At 70.3% G+C, this 22964-nt stretch carries 29 protein-coding genes and 1 pseudogene; 22 read left to right on the plus strand and 8 right to left on the minus strand.

Annotated features, from left to right (window positions below; genetic code table 11):
- Window positions 1-288: 288 nt before the first annotated feature.
- From rpsP to JIG36_RS18830, 11 genes and pseudogenes are all read left to right on the plus strand, one after another.
- Window positions 289-777 (plus strand): 30S ribosomal protein S16, encoded by a 489-nt coding sequence (gene rpsP / locus JIG36_RS18780; RefSeq protein WP_203377625.1) that lies wholly within the window; start codon window positions 289-291, stop codon window positions 775-777.
- Window positions 755-1012: an RNA-binding protein gene (locus JIG36_RS18785; protein ID WP_014447131.1), complete on the plus strand. Its 258-nt coding sequence runs from the start codon at window positions 755-757 to the stop codon at window positions 1010-1012. Before rpsP ends, JIG36_RS18785 begins: the two co-directional genes overlap by 23 nt.
- A gap of 3 nt (window positions 1013-1015) precedes the next feature.
- Window positions 1016-1579, plus strand: coding sequence for a ribosome maturation factor RimM (gene rimM, locus JIG36_RS18790; RefSeq protein WP_203377626.1), 564 nt, complete (start codon window positions 1016-1018; stop codon window positions 1577-1579).
- Complete coding sequence (gene trmD / locus JIG36_RS18795) at window positions 1580-2338, plus strand: tRNA (guanosine(37)-N1)-methyltransferase TrmD (RefSeq protein ID WP_203377627.1); 759 nt, start codon at window positions 1580-1582, stop codon at window positions 2336-2338.
- 124 nt (window positions 2339-2462) lie between these two features.
- Window positions 2463-2819 carry a 50S ribosomal protein L19 gene (gene rplS / locus JIG36_RS18800; RefSeq protein ID WP_203377628.1) on the plus strand — a complete coding sequence of 119 codons (357 nt, stop codon included), beginning with the start codon at window positions 2463-2465 and terminating at the stop codon, window positions 2817-2819.
- A 156-nt stretch (window positions 2820-2975) separates the two neighbouring features.
- Window positions 2976-3872: a signal peptidase I gene (gene lepB / locus JIG36_RS18805; protein WP_203377629.1), complete on the plus strand. Its 897-nt coding sequence runs from the start codon at window positions 2976-2978 to the stop codon at window positions 3870-3872.
- On the plus strand, window positions 3869-4513 hold the full coding sequence (gene lepB / locus JIG36_RS18810; RefSeq protein ID WP_203377630.1) for a signal peptidase I: 645 nt from the start codon (window positions 3869-3871) through the stop codon (window positions 4511-4513). Before lepB (JIG36_RS18805) ends, lepB (JIG36_RS18810) begins: the two co-directional genes overlap by 4 nt.
- Before the next feature lie 21 nt (window positions 4514-4534).
- On the plus strand, window positions 4535-4978 hold the full coding sequence (locus tag JIG36_RS18815; RefSeq protein WP_203377631.1) for an NUDIX hydrolase: 444 nt from the start codon (window positions 4535-4537) through the stop codon (window positions 4976-4978).
- Entirely contained in the window at window positions 4978-5811 is an 834-nt protein-coding gene (locus JIG36_RS18820; protein ID WP_203377632.1) for a ribonuclease HII, read from the plus strand. The genes JIG36_RS18815 and JIG36_RS18820 overlap by 1 nt, the downstream gene beginning before the upstream one ends.
- On the plus strand, window positions 5808-6131 hold the full coding sequence (locus tag JIG36_RS18825; RefSeq protein ID WP_097318465.1) for a DUF2469 domain-containing protein: 324 nt from the start codon (window positions 5808-5810) through the stop codon (window positions 6129-6131). The genes JIG36_RS18820 and JIG36_RS18825 overlap by 4 nt, the downstream gene beginning before the upstream one ends.
- Before the next feature lie 90 nt (window positions 6132-6221).
- Window positions 6222-6620: pseudogene (locus JIG36_RS18830) on the plus strand (murein hydrolase activator EnvC family protein); the annotation flags it as partial.
- Here the strand turns inward: JIG36_RS18830 and JIG36_RS18835 are convergent.
- Together JIG36_RS18835 and JIG36_RS18840 are read right to left on the minus strand one after the other, a co-directional pair.
- Window positions 6608-7795: an aminotransferase class V-fold PLP-dependent enzyme gene (locus tag JIG36_RS18835; RefSeq protein WP_203377634.1), complete on the minus strand. Its 1188-nt coding sequence runs from the start codon at window positions 7793-7795 to the stop codon at window positions 6608-6610. The pseudogene JIG36_RS18830 and the gene JIG36_RS18835 sit on opposite strands and share 13 nt — an antisense overlap.
- Before the next feature lie 17 nt (window positions 7796-7812).
- Window positions 7813-8742 carry a tyrosine recombinase XerC gene (locus JIG36_RS18840; RefSeq protein ID WP_203377859.1) on the minus strand — a complete coding sequence of 310 codons (930 nt, stop codon included), beginning with the start codon at window positions 8740-8742 and terminating at the stop codon, window positions 7813-7815.
- Window positions 8743-8819: 77 nt separating this feature from the next.
- On the opposite strand from JIG36_RS18840, the gene JIG36_RS18845 reads away from it, so the two are divergent.
- Both JIG36_RS18845 and JIG36_RS18850 read left to right on the plus strand, forming a co-directional pair.
- Window positions 8820-9320, plus strand: coding sequence for a DUF6636 domain-containing protein (locus JIG36_RS18845; protein WP_203377635.1), 501 nt, complete (start codon window positions 8820-8822; stop codon window positions 9318-9320).
- A 37-nt stretch (window positions 9321-9357) separates the two neighbouring features.
- Window positions 9358-9819: a pyridoxamine 5'-phosphate oxidase family protein gene (locus JIG36_RS18850; RefSeq protein ID WP_203377636.1), complete on the plus strand. Its 462-nt coding sequence runs from the start codon at window positions 9358-9360 to the stop codon at window positions 9817-9819.
- 4 nt (window positions 9820-9823) lie between these two features.
- Here the strand turns inward: JIG36_RS18850 and JIG36_RS18855 are convergent, their stop codons facing one another.
- Together JIG36_RS18855 and JIG36_RS18860 are read right to left on the minus strand one after the other, a co-directional pair.
- Window positions 9824-10228 carry a winged helix-turn-helix domain-containing protein gene (locus JIG36_RS18855; protein WP_203377637.1) on the minus strand — a complete coding sequence of 135 codons (405 nt, stop codon included), beginning with the start codon at window positions 10226-10228 and terminating at the stop codon, window positions 9824-9826.
- Between the two features lie 314 nt (window positions 10229-10542).
- A complete protein-coding gene (locus JIG36_RS18860) occupies window positions 10543-10875 on the minus strand; it encodes a hypothetical protein (protein WP_203377638.1) in 333 nt (110 codons plus the stop codon).
- Between the two features lie 835 nt (window positions 10876-11710).
- On the opposite strand from JIG36_RS18860, the gene JIG36_RS18865 reads away from it, so the two are divergent.
- Window positions 11711-11896: a DNA-binding protein gene (locus tag JIG36_RS18865; RefSeq protein ID WP_203377860.1), complete on the plus strand. Its 186-nt coding sequence runs from the start codon at window positions 11711-11713 to the stop codon at window positions 11894-11896.
- Window positions 11897-11944: 48 nt separating this feature from the next.
- Here the strand turns inward: JIG36_RS18865 and dprA are convergent, their stop codons facing one another.
- From dprA to JIG36_RS18880, 3 genes are read right to left on the minus strand one after another with little or no spacing between them, the layout of a single operon-like run.
- A complete protein-coding gene (dprA, locus tag JIG36_RS18870; protein ID WP_203377639.1) occupies window positions 11945-13111 on the minus strand; it encodes a DNA-processing protein DprA in 1167 nt (388 codons plus the stop codon).
- Entirely contained in the window at window positions 13104-14630 is a 1527-nt protein-coding gene (locus tag JIG36_RS18875) for a YifB family Mg chelatase-like AAA ATPase (RefSeq protein WP_203377640.1), read from the minus strand. The genes dprA and JIG36_RS18875 overlap by 8 nt, the downstream gene beginning before the upstream one ends.
- Window positions 14631-14641: 11 nt before the next feature.
- Entirely contained in the window at window positions 14642-15001 is a 360-nt protein-coding gene (locus JIG36_RS18880; RefSeq protein ID WP_203377641.1) for a YraN family protein, read from the minus strand.
- 156 nt (window positions 15002-15157) lie between these two features.
- On the opposite strand from JIG36_RS18880, the gene JIG36_RS18885 reads away from it, so the two are divergent.
- From JIG36_RS18885 to JIG36_RS18920, 8 genes are all read left to right on the plus strand, one after another.
- Entirely contained in the window at window positions 15158-15835 is a 678-nt protein-coding gene (locus JIG36_RS18885; protein WP_203377642.1) for a hypothetical protein, read from the plus strand.
- Between the two features lie 235 nt (window positions 15836-16070).
- Complete coding sequence (rpsB, locus tag JIG36_RS18890) at window positions 16071-16958, plus strand: 30S ribosomal protein S2 (protein ID WP_203377643.1); 888 nt, start codon at window positions 16071-16073, stop codon at window positions 16956-16958.
- Window positions 16959-16990: 32 nt separating this feature from the next.
- A complete protein-coding gene (gene tsf, locus JIG36_RS18895; RefSeq protein ID WP_203377644.1) occupies window positions 16991-17821 on the plus strand; it encodes a translation elongation factor Ts in 831 nt (276 codons plus the stop codon).
- Between the two features lie 109 nt (window positions 17822-17930).
- Window positions 17931-18683, plus strand: coding sequence for a UMP kinase (gene pyrH / locus JIG36_RS18900; protein ID WP_203377861.1), 753 nt, complete (start codon window positions 17931-17933; stop codon window positions 18681-18683).
- 53 nt (window positions 18684-18736) lie between these two features.
- Window positions 18737-19294, plus strand: a complete 558-nt coding sequence (gene frr / locus JIG36_RS18905; RefSeq protein ID WP_203377645.1) for a ribosome recycling factor — start codon at window positions 18737-18739, stop codon at window positions 19292-19294.
- Window positions 19294-20268, plus strand: coding sequence for a phosphatidate cytidylyltransferase (locus JIG36_RS18910; RefSeq protein WP_203377646.1), 975 nt, complete (start codon window positions 19294-19296; stop codon window positions 20266-20268). The genes frr and JIG36_RS18910 overlap by 1 nt, the downstream gene beginning before the upstream one ends.
- 40 nt (window positions 20269-20308) lie before the next feature.
- Entirely contained in the window at window positions 20309-21487 is a 1179-nt protein-coding gene (rlmN, locus tag JIG36_RS18915; RefSeq protein ID WP_203377647.1) for a dual-specificity RNA methyltransferase RlmN, read from the plus strand.
- Window positions 21488-21524: 37 nt separating this feature from the next.
- Entirely contained in the window at window positions 21525-22655 is a 1131-nt protein-coding gene (locus JIG36_RS18920; RefSeq protein WP_203377648.1) for a DivIVA domain-containing protein, read from the plus strand.
- A gap of 49 nt (window positions 22656-22704) precedes the next feature.
- Here the strand turns inward: JIG36_RS18920 and JIG36_RS18925 are convergent, their stop codons facing one another.
- Window positions 22705-22938, minus strand: coding sequence for a DUF2631 domain-containing protein (locus JIG36_RS18925; protein WP_203377649.1), 234 nt, complete (start codon window positions 22936-22938; stop codon window positions 22705-22707).
- Window positions 22939-22964: the final 26 nt, after the last annotated feature.

The following is a 22964-nucleotide window of genomic DNA, read 5'->3' on the forward strand; positions in this document are numbered from 1 at the left end:
CTTCGGGAGCGCAACCGCTCACGCAGATGGAGCGAAGCGACCTCGGCGGGAGCGACGGTCTGTACCCACCACCCACCTACGACATCTGGCTTTTGATGTTGATTGGGGCTTTTCGCAGGCCGATTGGGAGTGGCGTCGGATCATCTGGCAGAATGGTCCTTCGGTATTCGGCTCGCGTGAGGCGCCCTCTAACCCCTCTGCGTTGCCAGTCCTCGAGGTTTTGGTGCACCTGTCCCCACGGGCGCGCCCACCCCTCAACCACGCAGTCATTCAGGAGCGTAAAGAACCGTGGCCGTTAAGATCCGGCTCCTGCGGATGGGCAAGATCCGCAACCCGCAGTACCGCATCGTCGTCGCCGACTCGCGCACCAAGCGCGACGGCCGCGCCATCGAGTACGTCGGCATCTACCAGCCGAAGGAACACCCCTCGCTCATCGAGGTCAAGTCCGAGCGCGTGCAGTACTGGCTCTCCGTCGGCGCCCAGCCGAGCGAGGCCGTGCAGCGCATCCTGGAGAAGACCGGCGACTGGCAGCAGTTCAAGGGTCTTCCCGCCCCGCCGCCGCTGCTCGTCAAGGAGCCCAAGCAGAGCCGCACCGAGGTGTACGAGGCCGAGGCCAAGTCCGCCGCCGGTGTCGCCGACACCCCGGCCAAGACCACGCCGAAGAAGGCCGACAAGGCCAAGGCCGAGTCGAAGCCCGCCGAGGCCGCCGAGCCGAACCGCGAGGCCGTCGCCGAGACCGCAGAGGACCCGGCCGGTGCCGGCGCCGACGCGAGCTGACGGGGCGCTCCGGCCGGCGCTGGAGCACCTCGTCAAGGGCATCGTCGACAACCCGGACGACGTCCGGGTCCGTCTGGTCGACTCGCGCCGCGGCAAGCGGCTCGAGGTCCGCGTGCACCCCGAAGACCTCGGTACGGTCATCGGGCGCGGCGGCCGCACGGCCAAGGCCCTGAGGCAGGTCATCGGGTCGATCGGTGGGCGCGGCATCCGCGTCGACATCGTCGACGCGTACTGACCGATGCTTCTCGTAGTCGGCCAGATCGGTAAACCGCACGGCATCCGGGGCGAGGTCTCGGTGGTCGTGCGGACCGACGAACCGGAAGAACGTTTTGTCCCCGGGTCGGTGTTCGTGACGGAGGTCCCCCGGGACCGCCGCGTGAGCACCGGCCCGGCGGCCGCTTCCGGGGTGCGTTTCGACGTGCCGAAGCAGCTCACGCTCGAGCAGATCCGCTGGCATCAGGGCCGTGGCATCGCGCAGTTCGAGAACATCTACGACCGCAACCTCGCCGAGGAGTTGCGCGGCGTGTTCCTGCAGGTCGACAGCGCTGACCTGGCGCCGCCGGACGACCCCGACGAGTTCCACGACCACCAGTTGGTCGGGCTGCGGGTCGAGTCGACCGACGGTGTTGACCACGGCGAGGTGCTGCGCATCGAGCACGCGCCCGCGTCCGACCTGATCGTGCTCAAGAAGGCGGGCGGCGGCACCGCGCTGATCCCGTTCGTGACCGCGATCGTTCCGACGGTCGATCTCGCCGGCGGGCGTGTGATCGTCGATCTGCCCGAGGGGCTCCTGGACCTCTAGATGCGCGTCGACATCATTTCGATCTTCCCGGACTACTTCGCCCCCCTCGACCTGTCGCTGATCGGCAAGGCGCGGACGACCGGGCTGCTCGACCTGACCGTGCACGATCTGCGGACCTGGACCAGCGACGTGCACCGGACGGTCGACGACACCCCGTACGGGGGTGGGCCGGGCATGGTCATGCGGCCCGAGCCGTGGGGGCAGGCCCTCGACGCCGTCGGGACGGGAACGTTGATCGTGCCGTCGCCCGTGGGCAGGCCGTTCACCCAGGCCGACGCCGCCGACCTGGCCGGTGCCGACCACCTGATCTTCGCCTGCGGGCGTTACGAGGGCATCGACCAGCGCGTGATCGACGACGCGGCGACCCGGATGCCCGTACGCGAGATCTCGCTCGGCGACTACGTGCTGTTCGGTGGCGAGGTCGCGGTCATCGTGATCATGGAAGCGATCACGCGCCTGTTGCCGGGGGTGCTGGGCAACGCGGACTCGCTGACCGAGGAATCACACGCGGCGGGGCTGCTGGAGGCGCCCGTCTACACCAAGCCCGCCTCGTGGCGCTCGTGGGAGGTCCCCGACGTCCTGCGGTCGGGGGACCACGGGCGGATCGCCCGGTGGCGACGGGATCAGAGCCTGTTGCGGACCGCGGGCCGGCGACCGGACATGATGACCGCGTATCCGTTTGATCATTTGGACAAAGCGGACAGGAAGACGCTGGACGAGGGCGGATTTCAGATCACGCCCCCCGATGTGGCAAAGTAGTGAGGTTGCCAATTTCGTCCCGCGCCGCGGGCCGACGTTGAGGATCTTCTGAGGTTGCGGAAGATCAGAAGTACCCACGCGCGCATCGAACTCCCGATGCGCCCCCAAGAACGAGGATGCAGCGATGAACACGCTGGACGATCTCGACGCCCAGTCGCAGCGCACCGACATTCCCGCCTTCCGGGCCGGCGACACCCTCAAGGTGCACGCCCGGGTCGTCGAAGGCAACCGCTCCCGCGTCCAGGTCTTCCAGGGCGTCGTGATCGGTCGTCAGGGCGCCGGTCTCCGTGAGACCTTCAAGATCCGCAAGATCAGCTTCGGCGTCGGCGTCGAGCGGACCTACCCGCTCAACAGCCCGGCGATCGACAAGATCGAGGTCGTGAGCCGCGGTGACGTCCGCCGCGCCAAGCTCTACTACCTGCGCGAGCTCCGTGGCAAGAAGGCCAAGATCAAGGAGCTTCGGGAGAAGCAGACCGTCTGATCCTCATCGATCCGAGCACACACGCATTACTCTTGCCGTGTGCCGGATGGGATCAGTGTGAACCCTTACAGCCCTACCGCCCGTAAGTCCCCGCGAGGGGAAATACTCGGGCGGTAGTGCTGTATCCGGGGTGGTTCGGCCGGTCGGCGGCGGGAGATGCGAAGCGTGGAACCTATGGAGGGCTACGGCCCGGCGTCACGACGGCGCAGGTCGATAGTCCGGCGCAAGGAGATGCCGCTGTGGCAGGAGCTTCCGCTCCTGCTGGTGGTGGCGTTCTGCCTGGCCGTTCTGATCCGCACGTTCCTGGTGCAGGCGTTCTACATCCCCAGCGGGTCGATGGAGAACACGCTGCTGGTCAAGGACCGCGTGCTGGTCAACAAGGTCATCTACGACATGCGCGACCCGGTGCGGGGCGAGGTCGTGGTCTTCCGGGGCGACGAGAACTGGACGCCCGAGGTCACCGAGCAGGTCAGCAACACGTTCGCGGCCAAGCTCGGCCGCACGATCGGCGACCTCGTCGGCGTCAGCCGCCCGGGGGAACGTGACTTCATCAAACGGGTGATCGGCCTGCCCGGCGACAAGGTCGCCTGCTGCGACGGCAAGGGTCGCATCACCGTCAACGGTGTGGGCATCGACGAGTCGTACATCGCGGACGGGTTCAACTCCGACCTCAACCAGCCGCCCAACCCGAACCAGTGCACCAGCCGGCGTTTCACCGAGGTGATCGTCCCGGAGGGTGAGATGTTCGTCATGGGCGACCACCGCGCGGTTTCGCAGGATGCGCGATGTCAGGGCCCGGTGCCGATCAGCAACGCCATCGGACGCGCATTCGTCATCGTCTGGCCGAGCAACCGGTTCACCAGCCTCTCCGTCCCGGACGTCTGGAAGGCGTACGCCGCCGACCATCCGACCGCGGCCGCTCCGGTGCTCGAACCGGTGCGCCCGGGCAATCCCGTGACTGAGGTGTTCGCCCTCCCGTTTCTGTTAAGTGCCGCGTTATCCGCGCGTTCCGGACTGCCGTTCGGGACACGGCGACGTAGGCTCCCCTCGTGATTGACGAGCAGCAGCAGACCGAAAAGCGCCGCAGTTCCTTCTGGCGCGAGCTCCCCATCCTGCTGGGCGTGGCGGTGCTGGTCGCCGTGCTGGTGCGCGCGTTCGTGCTCCAGACGTTCTACATCCCGTCGCCGTCCATGGAGCACACGCTCAACGTGCTCGACCGGGTGCTCGTCAACAAGCTCGTCTACGACTTCCGCGACCCGCGCCGCGGCGAGATCATCGTCTTCGAGGCGCCCACCGACTGGCAGTCGGGCGCCGAGGGCGAAGACTTCATCAAGCGCATCATCGGCGTGCCGGGCGACCACATCTCGTACACCGACTCCGACGGCAAGCTCAAGATCAACGGCGTGCTGCTCGACGAGCCGTACATCTACCGCGACGCCGACGGCACCCAGGACGCCCCGGCCGACGAAGACTTCGACATCACCGTGCCGGCCGACCGGCTCTGGGTGATGGGCGACCACCGGTCCGCGTCGGGCGACTCGCTCGAGCACTACCAGGACACCAAGGACGTCAACGAGGCGACGATCCCCGAGAACTCGATCGTCGGGCGCGCGTTCACGGTGTTCTGGCCGGTCGGGCGGGCCACGTGGCTCTCGGTGCCGGACGGCTTCAAGGCGATCCCTGACGCCCAGTGACAGCGGGCTAGGCTTGCCCGCGTGACCGTTGTCGAACGCCGCGCCGCCCGCGTGCTGCTCGTCGACCCGGCCGGCCGGGCCCTGCTGCTCCACGGCGGCGATCCGGCCCGGCCCGGCACGAGTTGGTGGTTCACCCCCGGCGGTGGGCTGGAGAGCGACGAGACGCCCGCTGAGGGCGCAGCCCGCGAACTCCGGGAAGAAGTCGGACTGAAAGTCGATCCGGCCGACCTGGGTGAGTCCGTCTGGCACCACGTGGTCGAGTTCAGCTACGACTCCCGCGACTACCGCCAGGAACAAGACTTCTTCGTCCTGCGCGTGCCCGGCTGGCAGGTCGACACCGCCGGCATGGACGCCGAGGAGAAGGCGACCATCACCGCACACCGCTGGTGGTCGGCCGACGAGATCGACGTCAGCTCCGAGTCGATCTATCCGGTCGAGCTGCCCGACATGCTGCGGCGGCTCTGATGCTGGCCCCTCCCCGCACCGTGGTCCGCCGAGAGGGCGGCCTCTATGCGCTCGAGCGTGCCCTGCAGCGCCGCGGCTTCCGGCATGTCGCCGGGGCCGACGAGGCCGGGCGGGGCGCCTGTGCCGGGCCGCTGGTGGCGGCCGCCGCGATCCTGCCCGAGGGCAAGCGCGGCGAGATCGACGAGCTGGCCGACTCCAAACTGCTCACCGCGGCCGCCCGCGAGCGCGTCTACGAACAGGTCGTGAAGCGGGCGCTGGCCTGGTCGGTGGTGATCGTGCCGGCCACCGAGGTCGACGCGCGCGGGCTGCACGTGTGCAACCTGGCCGCGATGCGCCGGGCGCTGGCCTCGCTGTCCACCGGCCCCGAATATGTGCTGACCGACGGCTTCCCGGTCGACGGCCTGGGCGTGCCGGGCCTGGCCGTGTGGAAGGGCGACCGGGTCGCCGCCTGCGTGGCCGCGGCCAGCGTGCTCGCCAAGGTCACCCGGGACCGCATCATGGTGGAGATGCACGACCAGTTCCCCGCGTACGGGTTCGCCGTGCACAAGGGCTACATCACCGACGAGCACAGCGCCGCGCTCAAGCAGCACGGCCCGTGCGCCGAGCACCGCTTCTCGTACGTGAACGTGGCCGCCGCCTCGGGACGCACCAACCGGCCGCCGCGGGCTCGCCGTCCCGTGACGCCCCAGCCAGTACTCTTTGATGCATCCGACACCGCGTCCCTCGTGCTTCTCCAGACCCCTGGAGGTACCGTCGGCGTGGCGTCGGGCGACCAGCCTCAGCCGTCGCCGTCGGTGGGGGAAGATGAGGCCATGGAGGGCGAGAAGCGATGAGCGCAGAGGATCTCGAGAAGTACGAGACCGAGATGGAGCTGCAGCTCTACCGGGAGTACCGCGACATCGTCCGTCAGTTCTCCTACGTGGTGGAGACAGAGCGCCGGTTCTACCTGGCCAACCAGGTCGACCTGCACGTGCGCAACTCCGACGGCGAGGTGTATTTCGAGGTCGAGATGCACGACGCCTGGGTCTGGGACATGTACCGCCCGGCCCGGTTCGTGAAGAACGTGCGGGTGATGACGTTCAAGGACGTGAACGTCGAGGAGCTGGAGAAGCCCGACATCTCCCTGCCCGACGACGCCGGCTTCGGCAACTGAGGCCAGAGTTGTCCACAGGGCCGTTCCGGGCGGTCCTGATGCGGCAGATTCCTCGGCATGGTGCTGCTGTCTCTGCTCGCTTCGCTTCTCTTCGGGTGGCCCGTCGTGCCGCCCACCGTCACGCGCCCCTTCGACCCGCCGGCCCAGCCGTGGCTGGCCGGGCATCGCGGGGTCGACCTCGCGGCGCCCCCGTCGACGGTGGTGCGCTCGGCCGGGGCGGGCACAGTGGTGTTCGCGGGCCGGGTGGCCGGGCGCGGGGTGGTCAGCGTCGCCCATGCGGGCGGGCTCCGCACCACCTATGAGCCGGTGACGGCCACGGTCGCGCCCGGCGATGTCGTCGCCCGGGGCGATCCGCTCGGGCGGCTCGAGCCGGGGCATCCGGGCCTGCACTGGGGGTTGCGGCGCGGCCCGGTCTATCTCGATCCGCTGGCGCTGCTCGGCCTCGGCCGGGTGCGGCTGCTCCCGCTCGACCCGGCTCAGCGGCGGTAGTCGTGCAGCAGCTGGGGGAGGCGCTCGGCGAACCGGTCGTACTCCTCGGGCCGGTTGTAGACCTGCGCGCTCAGCCGCAGCAGGCCCCGGCCGCCCCAGGCGTTGACCGCGGTCTCCACGGCCAGCTTGTCGGAGATGTGGTTGCGCAGCGCCTGCGCCTCGGGCGGGGTCGTGGCCAGACCGGCCGGCAGCGGCACCACCCGCATGGCCAGGTCGGGGTCGGCGGGCCGGGGCAGGTCGCCGACCGGCACGTCCAGGGCCTCGGCCACCACCCGCTGGCCATAGGCGGCGAGCGCCGAGTTGTGCGCCCGCACCTGATCCCAGCCGAGCGTGCGCAGCGTGAAGAGCCCGGTCGGCGCGGCCAGCCACGGCGAATAGTCGAGGGTGCCCTGAAACTCGACCGAGTGCGGGTAACCCTGGTCCTGCTCCCACGAGACGACCAGCGGCTCCATCTTGCGGCGCCACGGCGGGGCCACCGAGAGCAGGGCGGTGCCGCGGGGGGCGAAGGCCCACTTGTGGAAGTTGCCCACCCAGAAGTCGGCCCCGCTCGACGCCACGTCGACGGGCAGCATGCCGGGGACGTGTGCCGCGTCGACCAGCACCGGGATGTCGTGCTCGTGGGCGGCGGCGGTGATCTCGCGTACGGGGAAGGTCATCGCGGTCGCCGAGGCGATCTGGTCGATGATCAGCAACTTGGTGCGGCCCGGGCGCAGTGCCGCGCGCACCCGGCTGACCAGTTCGCCATCGGCGGCGGGCATCGGCAACGCGACCGTCCGCACGGTCGCGCCGGCTCGGCGGCAGCGACGGCGGGTGGCGAGGGCGACACTGCCATAGGCGTGATCGGTCACCAGCACCTCGTCGGTCGGCTCCAGCTTGACCGAACCGAGCACCAGCGAGGCCCCGGCCGTCGTGTTCGGCACCAGGGCGCTGCCCTCGGCGTCGGCGCCGACGAACGCGGCCAGGTGGCGTCGGGTATGGATGATCCGGTCGTTCAGGCCCTGCGCATAGAAGCGCAACGGGTTCGACTCGGTCTCGTCGCGCAGCCGTTGCTGGGCGCGCTGCACCCCGATCGGGACGGCGCCGAACGAGCCGTGGTTGAGATAGGACACACCCGGATCGATCGAGAACAGAAGGCGGGCGCCCGGGATGGGGGCGGGCGGTTCTCCGGCGCTCACGTTCCGATCGTACGACCTCACGCGCGCGGGTGCGCCTGTTTGAACGCCGCCCGCAGGCGTTCGGTCGACACGTGCGTGTAGATCTGCGTGCTCGACAGCGAGGAGTGGCCCAGCAGGTCCTGCACCGCGCGCAGGTCGGCGCCCCCGTCGAGCAGGTGCGTGGCGGCCGAGTGGCGCAGGTCGTGCGGGCTGGTGTGGGGGAGGCCGGCGGCCCGGGCGGCGGCATCGACGATCCGCCGCACGACGGTCTGCTGCAGGCGGCCCCCCTTGATGCCCAGGAAGAGAGCGTCGCCGCTGGTCGCGGTGGTCAGCTGGGGGCGGGCGAGCCGGCGGTAGTCGTCGAGGGCCTTCTGGGCGGGCAGGCCGTAGGGGACGGCGCGTTCCTTGGCGCCCTTGCCGAAGACCCGCACCACCCGTCGCGCCTCGTCGAGGTCGGCCTGGTTGAGGCCGCAGAGCTCGCTCACCCGCACCCCGGTGGCATAGAGCATCTCGAGAACGGCCCGGTCCCGCAGCGTCTCGGGGTCGCTCTCGCCCGGCTCGCTCTCGACCAGGGCGGCGGCCTGGTCGGCGCGCAGCACGGTGGGCAGGGGGCGGTGAGCCTTCGGGCTGACCAGGTGGGCACCCGGGTCGCTGGTGGTGCGGCCGGTGCGCAACGCCCACGCGGTGAAGGCGCGCGCCGCGGCGGCTCGACGGGCCTGCGACGTACGGGCGGCGCCCTGGCGCATCCGGGCCGCGAGCCACCCGCGCAGCAGCACGATGTCGAGCTCGGCGAGGGTGGTGACGCCCGTGTCGGCGGCGTGGTCGAGCAGCGAGATGACGTCACCCAGATAGCCCCGCACGGTCTCGGCCGAGCGGTTGTCGACCCGGGCGAGATGGTGGCCGAAGTCGTCCACCGCCTCGCGCATCGCCGGCGGCAGTCGTTCGTGCAGTTCCCGCGTCCCCATCATGTCGACGGTCTTCGCTTCGCGGGTGATCGTCAAGGGGCCACGCGCGCCTTGCCCGATGTTCCTAGACTGCCCTCACCATGGCAGTGATCCGCGGCATCCTCGTGCTGGCCCTGTTGGGCGTGCTCTCCGGCTGTTCCCTGCTCGACGCCGGCGCGACCCCGACACCGACCACCGCCCCGCCCTCGGCCAAGGCCGGTTTCGGCGGTCCCGACCCCACCCCGGTGGCCGCCGCGGTGGTCGACGAGGCGATGTTCCGCACGCCGTCGGAGAACATCTACTGCGCCCTGACCGAGTCCGAGGTGCGGTGCGACATCGTCCGCAAGACATGGTCGGCGCCCGTCAAACCAGCCGACTGCGAGCTCGACTGGGGCAACGGGCTCGTCGTCACCGGCGGGAAAGTCGTTTTCACCTGCGCGGGTGACACCCTTCTGGGCAGTGCCGAGAGCACTCTCAAGTACGGCGAGGCGTTGCGGGCCGGCACCGTGCGCTGCGACAGCGAGAGTGTCGGGCTGACGTGCAAGGACGAGAAGACGGGCCACGGGTTCACGCTCGCCTCGGCGCAGTACGAGATCTTCTGAGCCGGATTCTGTCGTACCCCCGTCCTACCGTTCTCCCATGGCTAGCTGGCATGAGATCGAGAACGAAGCGCCGGCCTTCGCCGAACGGGTGAAATCCCTGTTCGAGGCGGGCACCAACAAGACGATCGCCACGCTCCGGCGTGACGGTTCCCCGCGCATCAGCGCCAACGAGGCGAAGTTCGAAGACGGCGAGCTGACGTTCGGCATGATGGCCGATTCGGTGAAACTGGCCGATGTCCGCCGCGATCCGCGGATCGCCATGCACGCACCCACGCTCGAGCCGCCTGCCGACAACCCCGAGTCCGGCCCCGGTGACGCCAAGCTCGCCGGCCGGGCCGTCGAGATCCCGCCGCCGGCCGACTGGCCCCATGGCGAGTCGGGACTGTTCCGCATCGACATCCACGAGGTGGTGCTGACCTATGTCGGCGTCCCCGCCGACCACCTGGTCATCGAGTCGTGGCACACGGGCCGGGGCTACACCCGCCGCACCCGGGCCTGATCTGTCAAGGGCGGGTGAGCTGCACGCGGTCGGCCGGGTGCACCTTCTCGGTGCCGTCGGGTGAGGTCACGACGAGCACCGGCACGCCCTCGCCCAGCCGATACTTGCGGCGTTCGGCGTCCGTGGGCATGCGGGCGCCGGCGCGTTCGCCGCGGGCCAGCGGGATGATTTCCGTCGGCTCGGGCACGCGCACGAAGGTGCCCCGCGGCCGGTCGACGGTCACCAGGCCTTCGGTGCGGAGCTGCCCGATCGCCTGGCGCACGGTGGTGCGGCTGATCCCGTATTCCTGCGCGAGGCGCAGCTCGCTGGGCAGGGGTTCGCCGGGGCCCAGCTCTCCCGACTCGATCTGATTGCGGAGCAGGTCAGCCAACTGGCGGAAGACCGCACGGTCCGCGGAGGGATCGATCATGGCACACATTCTACGTGACCACGTCGCTCCGTCGTATTGTACGTATGAAGCCATGTAGGTATGATAATTCCGCCGCACTGAGAAGGCCTTGTCTTGATCGGGCGGCAGGGCGGGCGGCGGAAAGAGCCGCGAGACGGCCCGAGCCGTCGCCCGTTCTTCCGCTCCTCCGGGCTCTGGTCCGAGGGGCGCCGGCCCGAGGGGTGTCGATCGTGGACCTGCGCCCGGCCACCTCTGCGGTGACCCGCAGGCCCGGTTCCGCACGCCGACCGGGGCGAGGCCGGACCGGCGTCAGGTGGCTGTCTCAAGAAGTTGCTTCAGGCGGGGAAACGGTCGGACGGCGGCCCGTCGGGGTCTTTGGGGGCGAACCGCGCCCAGGCCACGAAGCGTTCGAACAGGTTGTCCGGAGCGAGCTGCCCGGCCGAGACGAGATCGCCGAAAGCGTCGTACATCTGCGTGGCCATGTAATAGATCAGGGTCGACCGGAAAACCGAGAACTCCTTGAGCAGGGTCTTGCGGGCTGTCGCGCACGGCCATTCCGCGCCGCAGATCGAGCAGTCCCAGCCGGGCCGGTTGCTCAGATGTTCCGGGGGCCGGGCCCGGCCGTGTCTGGTCGACGGCTCCGGCGGTGCATCTTGTTGATCGGTCATGGTTGTTCCCCCTGTGACGCCCGCCTTGCTCAGGCGGGGTGCTGGGCAGACCGGCGGGAGGCCGTGTCGGCAGTCGGGCCTCCCGCCGGCCTGCGGAGCACCCCGATCGACGCCGAGCCCGGCGGTCGAAGTGGACTGTTGGCAGGTTCGAGAGCCGGCTCGTGCCGCTGCACAAAACCGGCGTGTGCTGAACGAGCGAGGCGCGGCTCAGTCGCCGACGCGTCGCGCCAGGGGTCGCCTGAGCCTGGGGCGCGTCGGTGAGATGCGGACGTTCGGTGGCGGGGTCGGCCTGGTGAAGACGGCCCCGCCGGCGAGGATCCCGGAGGCTCGGCCGCCGCTTATGGACACAGGAAAGCGGCGGCCGCCCCCGATGAGCGTTGATCCGGTGCTCCGGCTGCTGCCCGGCGGCTTCTGGGGTCTCCGCGCCGGAGAGTGGGGACCGTCGGGCAGCAGCGTGACAGAGCAGTGGGATCGCTCTCTGTCTTGCCCGGTCTCAAATTTTCTTCGTAGTGGTACCTCCTTTCCTTTGCGGGGGCTGGTGTGTGCGGAGGAAGGTCCGAGGGGTGAGCCGCGCCGCGGGGAGGAAAGGGGAGCGGCGCGGCGGGGACGAGCGCGTCGATGCAGGGAGCGGGAAGACCGCAGCTGCACCGCCGCCAGAGCGACCGCCACTCGCGCCGGTGGCTGGGGCCGACGGGGACCAGTGGGGTTGACTGGCGACGTCTAGTCATGCGCCTACTATAGATGACGAGCGACTAGCTGTCGCCTATCAAGTTGATAATTGACTAATTGACCCACGCCTACGGTCGATCATGTGGCAGTGAAACCGATCAGGCTCATGGGCGCGCACGAGATCCGTATGCGTCTGGGTGGGGTCAGCCGGCAGCGCGCGTACCAGATCACCAGCCGCGCCGACTTCCCCAAGCCCATCGCCGACCTCCGGCAGGGCAAGGTATGGCTGACCGATGACGTCGAGGCGTGGATGAAAGTGCACCGGCGCGACCTGGACGACTCCGAGGACTGACCAGGCCGGCGCAGCACCGGACGACGGGCGACCGCGAGGCGCCCGCCGTCATGGTGCCCGCGAACCGGAACGGGACAGCGCCACGCCGTTCCCGCGACGTTCCACGAACCCGGCCAGCTCCAACAGGGACAGCCGCCGCAGGACGACCCGCAGCGCCACCCCGGCCCGCTCGGCCAGCTCCTCCGGCGTGACGGATCCCCGCCGGGGCACGGCTTCCAGGATCACCGCCGATTCCTCGTCGAGCGCGTCCCGCCGGCGTTCCGGCCCCCGCGGCACCGCTCCCGGGTACTCGCCGATGCGCCCCACCGCCTCCAGCACGTCGGGCAGCCCGGTCACCAGGGTCGCGTCGGGCCGGGACCGCAGCAGCTCGTGGCATCCGACCGACATCGCCGACGTGATCGGCCCCGGCACCACCATCGCCGGCCGTCCCAGGGCCAGCACCCGGCCCATCGTCTGGATCGCCCCGCTGCGCGCCGCCGCCTCGACCAGCACCGCCCCGGCGGTGGCGGCCGCGATCACCCGGTTGCGGATGAGGAACCGGTGTTTGAGCGGCTCCGACCCCGGCGGCCATTCGCTGATCAGCAGGCCCGTCTCGACGATCCGCTCGAACATGGCCGAGTTGGTCACCGGGTAGGGCCGGTCGACCCCGCAGGCGAGGACGGCCACCGTGCGCCCACCGGCCGCCAGCGCCGCCCGGTGAGCCGCCGCGTCGATCCCCAGCGCGCCGCCCGACACCACCGTCCAGCCGTGCGAGGCCAGCCCGTGAGCGATCTCGGTGGTGGCGTGAATGCCATAGCCCGACGCCGCCCGCGCACCCACCACCGCCACCGAGCGGTCGAGCGTCTCGCCCAGCGGCAGCGCTCCCCGGACCCAGAAACACAGCGGCGGCCGCACGTCCAGATTGATCTTCAGTGGTCCCTCGAGCGCGAGCGTGGCCAGCGACGCCACCCGTTCCGGCCATTCGTCGTCCGACGGCACCACGATGCGCGCCCCCAGCCGTTCGGCCCGTCGCAGCGTCAGGTCGGCGCGCCGCCGCGGATCCAGGTCGGCCGTCTTGGCCAGCACGGCCGCGCGCAACGACTGGTCGGGCACGTCGCCGCGCAGAAGCCGGACGAGGGCCTGCTCGGCGCCGCACTCCTCGACGAGCGCCCAGATCGCCCGGTGGCCCGGCTCGGCCAGCCAGGTGAGGGCCACCCGCGCCGCCCGGTCATCCACGGTTGTCTCCCATGCGCAGCTGGATCGCCTCGTTGACCTCGGCCCGGGCCGGTCGCTCGCGGCCGTCCAGGTCGGAGATGGTCCAGGCCAGGCGCAGCACCCGGTCGAAACCCCGCGCCGAGAGCAGTCCCTTGTCGAGCGAGGCCCGCAGGTCGGTGGTGTCGGCCAGGGGCAACCGCCACGGCGCACGCCGGAGCACCGGCCCCGGAACCTCGGCGTTGACCCGCCACCCACCGCCCGCGGACCACCGCTGGGCGGCCGCCCCCCGCGCTTTCGCCACCCGCTTCGCGATCTCGGCCGAGGAGGTCGCCGGTGCGGTGGCCGTGGTCAGCTGGGCGGCGCTCAGCGGCGCCAGGTTGAGCCGGATGTCGATCCGGTCGAGCAGCGGACCCGACAGCTTGGACAGATAGCGCCGCCGCACCACCGGGGAGCAGACGCAGTACTGGTCGCCGGCCGGATTGGCGCAGGGGCAGGGATTCGCGGCCAGCACGAGCTGCACCCGGGCCGGGAACTCGGTCGTGCCGCGCGCCCGGGCCAGCACCACCCGGCCCGTCTCCAGCGGTTGCCGCAGCGCCTGCAACGAGGCCGAGGGAATCTCGGCGGCCTCGTCGAGGAACAGCACGCCCCGGTGGGCGAGCGAGAGCGCGCCCGGCCGGACCACGTTGCTGCCGCCTCCCACCAGGGCCGCGGCCGACGCCGTGTGATGCGGGGCCTGGAAGGGCGGGCGCCGGATCAGCCGGCCGTCGCGGGGCAGCACCCCGGCCACCGACTGGAGCGCCGTCACCTCGAGGGCCGCCTCATCGTCGAGTTCCGGCAGGATCGACGGCAGGCGTTCGGCCAGCATCGTCTTGCCCGCGCCGGGCGCCCCGATGAGCGCCATATGGTGTCCGCCTGCGGCGGCGACCTCCAGCCCGTAGCGGCCCATCTGCTGCCCCGCCACGTCGGCCAGGTCGGGACCGGAGGGCGGTGGGGTCTCGTCGAGCGGCGGCGGTTCGAGGAGCGGTTCACGGTCGCGGACGAAGGCCACGAACCGGCGCAGGCTGTCGACCGCGCTCACCGTCACGCCCGGCACGACCGTGGCCTCGCGGGCGTTCTCGAGCGGCACGATCACCCGGGTCAGCCCGGCCCGGGCGGCCGCGGCCACCATCGGCAGCACCCCGCGGACCGAGCGCACCGCGCCGTCGAGCCCCAGTTCGCCCAGCACCACCACCCCGTCGAGCGCGTCCAGCGGCAGGTCACCCGCGCCGGCCAGCAACGCCGCGGCGATCGCGAGGTCGAACGCGCTGCCGTGCTTCGGCAGCGCCGCCGGCAGCAGGTTGACCGTGATCCGCCGGTTGGGCCAGGCCTCGCCGGAGTTGGTCACGGCCGCCCGCACCCGGTCGCGGGCCTCGTTCAGGGCGGCGTCGGGCAGGCCGGTCAGCACCACGGCCGGCAGGCCCTGGGACAGGTCGGCCTCGACCTCGACGACCTGCCCGTCCACGCCGCGCAGGCCGACGCACAAAACGCGTGCGTAACTCATCCGGACCCCGCTCAGAACGCCGAGCGGATGTGGGTGACCCGGTCGCGGCCGCCGGGCTGCCGAAGCACCTCGACCACGTCGAAGCGGATCTCCCGATGGCGTACGCCGGACTCGTCGAGCCACCGCAGGGCGAGGTGTCGCAGCCGGCGCACCTTGGCCCCGGTGACCGCGGCGGCGGGCGGCCCGAACTGACCGCCGCGGCGCGTCTTCACCTCACAGAAGACGAGGTCGTGGCCGTCGCGCAGCACGAGGTCGATCTCGCCGTCGGCGCAGCGCCAGTTCCGGTCGAGGACCACGAGTCCTTGCTCCTGCAGGTGCCGGGCCGCGACGCTCTCGCCGTACGCCCCGAGCTCTCGCCTTTGCGTCGTCATGGCGGACAAGGTGGCCGGTCCGGGGCGCCCGCGCATCCGGCCCGGTCCATGATCTGTGGACAGAGCGCAACTGTGGAAAACCGCTGTGTCACCGTCCAGGTGTGTTATGGGCCCAGCGGTGGCATTCACGCCCGTAGTCACCTAAGTTGCGAACTCGTGGAAGGACGCCGCTACGCCGATGACCCCGAGCCGAGCTGGTACTCCGGGGCGGGTCAGTACAACCGATCGACCGACCCCGAGGTGTCCGGCTCGATGCCGGCCGTGAACCCGTACGACTCCGGTATCCACGAGCGGCCCAGCGGTGCCTTCCGGCTTCCCGAGCAGCGGCCCTCGGCCCCCTCGTACGCGCTTCCCGACCAGGTGACGTCGACCGGCAGCCACGCCCGCCCGGCCGAGCCGGAGACGCGGGTGCCCGTACGCGGAACCGAGTACCCGACGATCCGGCCGACCGGCGACTCCGTGGCTCCGGTTCCCGAGCCGGCCCCGCCGATGGCCGGGCCCACCACTCTGGTCCCGCCGGTGAGTGAGCGGCGCAACAGCGTGTATCAGGGCCGTCGCCCGGTTACGTCGATTCTGGTGGCTGTCGTCACCGTCGTCCTGATGATCCCGGTTGTCCGGCTTCTTGTGGATGCGACGTTCACCGGTGACCCGACCGCCCGCGCGATCGTCCCCGCCGTCCTTCTCACGCTGGGCTTCACGCTCGCCGGCATCGGGCTGTTCACGGTGGCTCGCGGCGGGGCCCCGGTCACCCGCGAGACGTGGCTGCGACCCCCGGCGGCGTACCTCCCGGTGGGTCTGATCCTGCTCGTCGCGGCGGGTCTGGCCGTCGCCTAGGCCGGGCGGAAGCCCGCGGAGAAGGCTCCGCCGAAGCTTGGCGTATGCTGGTTGACGGCGACCGCCCCGTGCGGTCGACCTCGCGTGCCCTCTGTCAGGTTCCCGCTGTGCCGGGGCCGGCAGCGACGGCCCTCCCTGGTCTCGATCATCTCGGGTCCGACTGTGGCCGGCGACCGGGCGCCAGGACGCTTACCGCCGGTGAGCGTGACAACCAGGGACCCTAGGAGTAACCACCATGGCCGTCGTGACCATGCGCCAGCTGCTGGAGAGCGGTGTCCACTTCGGGCACCAGACCCGGCGCTGGAACCCGAAGATGAAGCGCTTCATCTTCACTGAGCGTAACGGCATCTACATCATCGACCTGCGCCAGACGCTCGACTACATCGAGAAGGCGTACAGCTTCGTCCGTGACACCGTCGCCGAGGGTGGCCACATCCTCTTCGTCGGCACGAAGAAGCAGGCGCAGGAGGCCATCGCCGAGCAGGCGACCCGCGTCGGCCAGCCCTACGTGAACCACCGCTGGCTGGGCGGCATGCTCACCAACTTCCAGACCGTTTACAAGCGGCTCCAGCGCATGAAGGAGCTCGAGGGCCTGGGTGACCTGACCGGCACCGCCGCCGGGTACACCAAGAAGGAGACCCTCCAGCTCTACCGCGAGAAGACCAAGCTCACCAAGACGCTGGGCGGTCTGCGCGACATGACCAAGACGCCGTCGGCGATCTGGGTCGTGGACACCAAGAAGGAGCACATCGCCGTCGACGAGGCCCGCAAGCTGGGCATCCCGGTCATCGCGGTGCTGGACACCAACTGTGACCCGGACGAGGTCGACTTCCCGATCCCGGGCAACGACGACGCGATCCGCTCCGCCGAGCTGCTGACCAAGGTCATCGCCGCCGCTGTCGCCGACGGTCTGATCGCCCGCTCCGGCCGTGGCCGTGGCGGCGCCGACGAGAAGCCCGAGCCGGGCACCGTCGCCGCCGGCGAGCCGCTTCCCGAGTGGGAGCGCGACCTCTACGAGGGCGCCGAGAAGAAGGCCGCCGACGCCCCGGCCGCCGAGGCCCCGGCTGCTGCTGACGCCCCGGCCGCCGAGCCGGTTCCGGCCGCTGCCGCTCCCGCCGAGTAAGTCACCGACGAACCTGACATCGAGAGAGAGTCATGGCTAACTACACCGCCGCGGACGTGAAGAAGCTCCGCGACCTGACCGGTGCCGGCATGATGGACTGCAAGAAGGCGCTCGAAGAGGCCAGTGGCGACTTCGACCAGGCCGTCGAGTTCCTGCGCATCAAGGGCGCCAAGGACGTCGGCAAGCGTGCCGGCCGCACCGCCGCCAACGGCATCGTCGCCCACTCGGGCAACGCGCTGCTCGAGCTGAACTGCGAGACCGACTTCGTCGCCAAGACCCCCGACTTCGTCGCGCTGGGTCAGCAGCTGGTCGAGCTCGGCGAGCAGAACAAGGTGGCCGACGCCACCGCTCTGCTGGCCGCCACGCTGGCCGACGGCAAGACGGTCGCCGACACGGTCCAGGAATACTCCGCGAAGATCGGCGAGAAGATCGTCGTGAACCGCTTCGTGATCCTCGACGGCACCGTCGCGGTCTACCTGCACCGCAAGGCGCAGGACCTGCCGCCGCAGGTCGGCGTGCTGGTGGAATACACCGGCAAGTCGGACGAGGCGGCCGACGCGGACGCCCGCGGCATCGGCATGCAGGCCGCCGCCATGCGCCCGCGCTACCTCACCCGCGACGAGGTTCCGGCCGACGTCGTCGAGTCGGAGCGCCGCATCGCCGAGGAGACCGCCAAGGAGGAGGGCAAGCCCGAGAAGGCTCTGCCCAAGATCGTGGAGGGCCGGGTGAACTCCTTCTTCAAGGACTTCGTCCTGCTCGAGCAGGCGTCGGTCGTCGACAACAAGAAGACCGTCAAGCAGATCGCGGACGAGGCCGGGCTGACCATCACCCGCTTCGTCCGGTTCGAGGTCGGCCAGGAGTAAGCGGGCCGCCATGTGAGGCAAGGGAGGCCGGGTACGCGATTCTGCGTCCGGCCTCCTTCTCCCATAAGGTCTCTGCTGAGCATTCGAAGGGAAGGCGGGTCTCATGACGATGGTGACCGAGCAGGCAGTACCGGTTGGCAGTCCGAACCCGCCCGCGCGGCCCCGCCGGGTCGTGCTGAAACTCTCCGGTGAGGTGTTCGGCGGCGGCGCGGTCGGCGTCGACCCCGACATCGTGCAGGGCATCGCCCGGCAGATCGCCACCGTCATCCGGCGCGGCATCCAGGTCGCCGTCGTGGTCGGTGGCGGCAACTTCTTCCGCGGCGCCGAACTGCAGAAGCGCGGCATGGACCGCAACCGCGCCGACTACATGGGCATGCTCGGCACGGTCATGAACGGCCTGGCCCTCCAGGACTTCCTGGAGAAGGAAGGCATCGAGACCCGCGTGCAGACCGCCATCACCATGGCTCAGGTCGCCGAGCCCTACATCCCGTTGCGCGCCATCCGGCACCTCGAGAAGGGCCGCTGCGTCATCTTCGGCGCCGGCGCCGGCATGCCGTACTTCTCCACCGACACCGTCACCGCCCAGCGCGCCCTCGAGATCCACGCGGACGTCGTGCTGATGAGCAAGAACGGTGTCGACGGCGTCTACTCCGCCGACCCCCGCGTCGACCCCGACGCCAAGAAGCTCGACCGCCTCACTTTCCAAGACGTGATCCAGCAGGGTCTCAAGGTCGCCGACCAGGCCGCCTTCAGCCTCTGCGAGGAGAACGACCTGCCCATGCTGGTCTTCGGCGCCCAAGGCGACGACACCATCGTCCGCGCGGTCAGCGGCGAGAAGATCGGCACGCTGATCACCGCCTGACGCCTTAACGTCCCCGCCAACCACCGAAGAAAGCAAGGAGGCGAGAAGAGCCGGTGATCGACGAGACCCTCTTCGAGGCCGAGGAAAAGATGGAGAGCGCGGTCGAGCACGCCAAGGAGGAGTTCGCCGCGATTCGCACCGGGCGGGCCACTCCGGCCATGTTCTCCAAGATCCTGGTCGACTACTACGGCGCGCCCACCCCGATCACGCAGATGGCGTCGGTCGGCATCCCGGAGCCGCGCATGGTCATTGTGAAGCCCTACGACACGTCGCAGCTCGGCCCGATCGAGCGGGCCATCCGCGACTCCGACCTGGGCGTCAACCCCAACAACGAGGGCACCCAGCTGCGCATCCACCTGCCGCAGATGACCGAGGAACGGCGTCGCGACATGATCAAGATCGCGCGCAGCAAGGCGGAGGAGGGCCGGGTCGCCATCCGGAACGTCCGCCGCAAGGCCAAGGAGCAGCTGGACCGCCTGGTCAAGGACGGCGAGGCCGGCGAGGACGACGGCCGTCGGGCCGAGAAGGAGCTCGACGACCTGACGCACAAGTACGTCGCGGTCGTCGACGAGCTCCTCAAGCACAAGGAAGCCGAGTTGCTCGAGGTCTGATGTCCTACCTCGATCCGCGTGCCGGGCAGAGCGCCGGCGACGACACGAGCGTGCCGGCCTGGCACGCGGGCGAGGACGTTCCGACCGGCCCGCTTCCTCTGATCCCCACGACGGAGGAGAAACCACAAATCGGACGTCGACGGGCGAAGGGCCCCGGGCGGGCGGGCCGCAACCTGCCCGCCGCGATCGGGGTCGGCGTCGGCCTGGTTCTGCTGGTTCTGATCTCCCTGGTCATCTGGCCCGACGCCTTCCTCGGCGTCATCGCCGTGGCCTCCGCCGTCGGCGTCTACGAGATGGTCCGCGCCCTGCGCACCACCGGCTCCGACGCCCCGCTGATCCCGCTGGTCGCCGGGGCCCTCCTGATGACCGGCCTGGCCTGGTACGACGGCCCCGACGCGCTGCTGCTCGGCCTGGCCGTGACGATCGCCGCATCGGTGATCTGGCGCATAGCCGACGGCGCGGCCGCGTTCCGCCGTGACCTTGTGTCCAGCGTCATGATTTCGATCTACGTGCCGTTCCTGCTGAGCTTCGGCGTGCTGCTCCAGCTGCCCGACGCCGGCGAGGACGGCCGGTGGCGCGTGCTCTGCACCCTGCTCGCCGTGGTGCTTTCCGACACAGGTGGCTACGCCGTCGGCGTCTTCTTCGGCAAGCACAAGATGGCCCCGTCGATCAGCCCCGGCAAGACCTGGGAGGGCTTCTCCGGTTCGGTCGTCTCGTCCGCCGTCGGCAGCGCCCTTCTGCTGTACTTCCTGCTGGAGATCCCCTGGTACTGGGGTGCGCTCTTCGGCGCGCTGATCTCGGTCGTGGCGGTCGCCGGCGACCTGGCCGAGTCGATGCTCAAGCGCGACCTGGGCCTCAAGGACATGAGCAACCTGTTGCCCGGTCACGGCGGCCTCATGGACCGGCTCGACTCCATCCTGTTCGCCGTTCCCACCGCTTACCTGCTGTTTGCTCTGATAGGGGCCAACACGTGAACGGCGCGCACACAGGCGAGCGTGCGAGACTGGATGCGCCATGACGATTCTTCCGGTCATCCCGACCAGCCTCGACCAGCCCGACGCGGTCGCCACCCGGCGCCGTCCGTCGATGCCCCCTCGCCACCTTGCCGACCTCGATCTGGCCGCCCGCAAGGAGGCCGTGAGCGCGCTCGGCGAGCCCGCGTTCCGCGCGAAGCAGATCTCCACCCACTACTTCGGCCGCCTCGTGCGCGAAGTCGACGCGATGACGGACCTGCCCGCCGCGTCCCGCGCCCGGCTCACCGGTGACCTGCTTCCCACCCTGCTGACTCCGGTCCGCGAGCTGGCCTGTGACGACGGCGCGACCCGCAAGACGCTGTGGCGGCTGCACGACGGCTCGCTGGTGGAAAGTGTCCTCATGGGCTACCCCGATCGGGTGACGGCCTGTGTGTCGAGCCAGGCCGGCTGCGGCATGGCCTGCCCGTTCTGCGCCACCGGCCAGCAGGGCCTGACCCGCAACCTGTCCATCGCCGAGATCGTCGACCAGGTGGTCTACCTGGCCGGCGTGGCCGCCTCGGGCGCCGTCACCGGCTCACCGCCGCGGCTGTCCCGGGTCGTCTTCATGGGCATGGGCGAACCACTGGCGAACTACCCCCGGGTGATCGAGGCTGTGCGCAGGCTCACCGCCCCGGCGCCGGAGGGCCTCGGGCTCTCGCAACGGCACATAACCGTCTCCACCGTTGGTCTGGTGCCCGCAATCCGCCGTTTGACGGCCGAAGACCTCAATGTGACCCTTGCGTTGTCCCTGCATGCCCCCGATGATGATCTGCGCGATGAGCTAGTGCCCGTCAACCAGCGCTGGAAGGTGGCCGAGGTGCTCGATGCCGCGTTCGATTACGCGGCCCGGACCGGACGCCGGATCTCGATCGAGTACGCCCTGATCAGGGACGTCAACGATCAGCCCTGGCGTGCCGACCTTCTCGGCAAGCTTCTACGCGGCAAGCTGGCGCATGTGAATCTCATCCCGCTGAACCCGACGCCGGGCAGCAAGTGGGATGCGAGTCCGAAACCGGTCGAGCGCGAGTTCGTCCGCCGGCTGCGCGAGGCCGGAGTTGCGACGACGGTCCGCGACACCCGGGGCCGGGAGATCGATGGCGCGTGCGGCCAGCTGGCCGCGGGCGAGCTCACGGAGGCGAGCGCTGGGGGCGCCGCCGCCGACGCGGAGGTGGCACAGTGACTGGGCTCAGGTCCCAGCGAGCGGAGTGGGAGACGTTGTGACGAGTCAGGGGCAACGTTTCCGGAGGCGTGCGCTGCGCCGTGGCTACAAGGTGGACGAGGTCGACACCTTCCTCGACCGGGTCGAGGCCACCCTGTCCGGCGAGCAGACCGGCCCGCCGGTCGGCGCTCAAGAGGTGCACGACGTGGTCTTCCGCGTCCGGTTCGGCGGTTACGACGAGTGGCAGGTCGACCTGCACCTCGACCGTGTCGAGCGACAGCTGGCCGAGCTGGAGGACCGTGGCGGCCGGGGCGCGCCCCCGCCCGACCCCATGCGTGACTCCCTGCGCGGCGGCCTCTCCGCGGCCAAGCCGGGCCTCGGCGCGGCCATGAGCGGCGGCGGTGGCATGGGCGGACAGGGCATGGGTGGCGGCATGGGCGGCCGGATGGCCCCGCCCACCGAGCGCCTGCCCGCTCCGCCGGTGCGTGACGACCGCTTCCAGCAGGGCCCGCCGCAACGCGGCCAGATGCCGCCCGACCCTTACGGCCGCTACGACGAGCCGACCGGTTACGGCCAGCCGCAGCAACCCCAGCTTCCGCAGCGGCCCTCGGGCCCGCCGGCCTACGACCGTGACCCCCGCGAACAGCGTGACCCGCGTGGTTACGACCGCGGTGGCTACGACACGGGCAGCTTCGAACAGCCCACCGGCGGCTTCGACGGCTTCGAGGCGGGCCGGCACGGCAAGGCCGACATGACCGCCGAGATCCGCATGCCGCAGCGCGAGCAGCAGGACCCGCGCGGCGGTTACGGCGGCCCGCCGATGAGTGGCCCGCCCATGAGCGGTCCGCCGATGGGCAACGCCCCGATGAGCGGCCCGCCGATGGGTTACGGCGAACCTCAGCAGCCCCAGTTGCCCCCGCCGATGGGCGAGCCCGGTGGCGAGCTCTACCGGGTCGACCAGTTGCGGCGCACGTTCCAGCCGCGGCGCTTCGGCAGTGGTTACGACCCGAGTCAGGTCGACCGCCTGTTCGAGGGCATCCTGCAGGCGATGACCGGGCGCGGGCCCATGCCCGTACCGGAAAATGATCTCGACATGCTGCAGTTCGGCCTGGTGCCGGGCGGCTATTTCGAGGCCGAGGTCGACGCCGCCCTGCGCGAGGTGAAGGACATCCTCACGCGGCGCCGGTGACAAGACGCGAAAAAGGGGCCCGAGGGCCCCTTTTTTGTTGCGCGAAAGCTTACTGGTCTTCCGGCTTGAGACCGTTGCGCCGCAGCACGGCGTCGACGATCACCGCGGCGACGAGCCCGACCGCGAAGACCACGAGCCAGATGTTCTCGGTGTTGCCCTCGTGGTTGCCCCAGAAGAACAGCAGCATGATCGCGGCCGAAATGATCGCCGCACGTCGCGCCCGCTTCCGGTTGCCCGGCTTGAGCTGGTCGGGGGCGTAGACCGGATCCGATTCGGCAGACACGGCTCAGTCCTTCCTCAAGGTCGATC

This window comes from Paractinoplanes ovalisporus (assembly GCF_016834655.1).
GTDB classification, from domain to species: domain Bacteria; phylum Actinomycetota; class Actinomycetes; order Mycobacteriales; family Micromonosporaceae; genus Actinoplanes; species Actinoplanes ovalisporus.

Coding starts and splice junctions, on each gene's coding strand:
- pyrH (WP_203377861.1), top strand. CDS start 17,931: ATGGTGACCGAGCAGGCAGTACCGGTTGGCAGTCCGAACCCGCCCGCG.
- rplS (WP_203377628.1), top strand. CDS start 2,463: ATGAACACGCTGGACGATCTCGACGCCCAGTCGCAGCGCACCGACATT.
- JIG36_RS18840 (WP_203377859.1), bottom strand. CDS start 8,742: ATGATGGGGACGCGGGAACTGCACGAACGACTGCCGCCGGCGATGCGC.
- JIG36_RS18875 (WP_203377640.1), bottom strand. CDS start 14,630: ATGAGTTACGCACGCGTTTTGTGCGTCGGCCTGCGCGGCGTGGACGGG.
- JIG36_RS18825 (WP_097318465.1), top strand. CDS start 5,808: ATGAGCGCAGAGGATCTCGAGAAGTACGAGACCGAGATGGAGCTGCAG.
- JIG36_RS18860 (WP_203377638.1), bottom strand. CDS start 10,875: ATGACCGATCAACAAGATGCACCGCCGGAGCCGTCGACCAGACACGGC.
- JIG36_RS18910 (WP_203377646.1), top strand. CDS start 19,294: ATGTCCTACCTCGATCCGCGTGCCGGGCAGAGCGCCGGCGACGACACG.
- rimM (WP_203377626.1), top strand. CDS start 1,016: ATGCTTCTCGTAGTCGGCCAGATCGGTAAACCGCACGGCATCCGGGGC.
- JIG36_RS18865 (WP_203377860.1), top strand. CDS start 11,711: ATGGGCGCGCACGAGATCCGTATGCGTCTGGGTGGGGTCAGCCGGCAG.
- rpsB (WP_203377643.1), top strand. CDS start 16,071: ATGGCCGTCGTGACCATGCGCCAGCTGCTGGAGAGCGGTGTCCACTTC.
- JIG36_RS18880 (WP_203377641.1), bottom strand. CDS start 15,001: ATGACGACGCAAAGGCGAGAGCTCGGGGCGTACGGCGAGAGCGTCGCG.
- lepB (WP_203377629.1), top strand. CDS start 2,976: ATGCGAAGCGTGGAACCTATGGAGGGCTACGGCCCGGCGTCACGACGG.
- rlmN (WP_203377647.1), top strand. CDS start 20,309: ATGACGATTCTTCCGGTCATCCCGACCAGCCTCGACCAGCCCGACGCG.
- JIG36_RS18845 (WP_203377635.1), top strand. CDS start 8,820: ATGGCAGTGATCCGCGGCATCCTCGTGCTGGCCCTGTTGGGCGTGCTC.
- JIG36_RS18820 (WP_203377632.1), top strand. CDS start 4,978: ATGCTGGCCCCTCCCCGCACCGTGGTCCGCCGAGAGGGCGGCCTCTAT.
- trmD (WP_203377627.1), top strand. CDS start 1,580: ATGCGCGTCGACATCATTTCGATCTTCCCGGACTACTTCGCCCCCCTC.
- tsf (WP_203377644.1), top strand. CDS start 16,991: ATGGCTAACTACACCGCCGCGGACGTGAAGAAGCTCCGCGACCTGACC.
- JIG36_RS18855 (WP_203377637.1), bottom strand. CDS start 10,228: ATGATCGATCCCTCCGCGGACCGTGCGGTCTTCCGCCAGTTGGCTGAC.
- JIG36_RS18850 (WP_203377636.1), top strand. CDS start 9,358: ATGGCTAGCTGGCATGAGATCGAGAACGAAGCGCCGGCCTTCGCCGAA.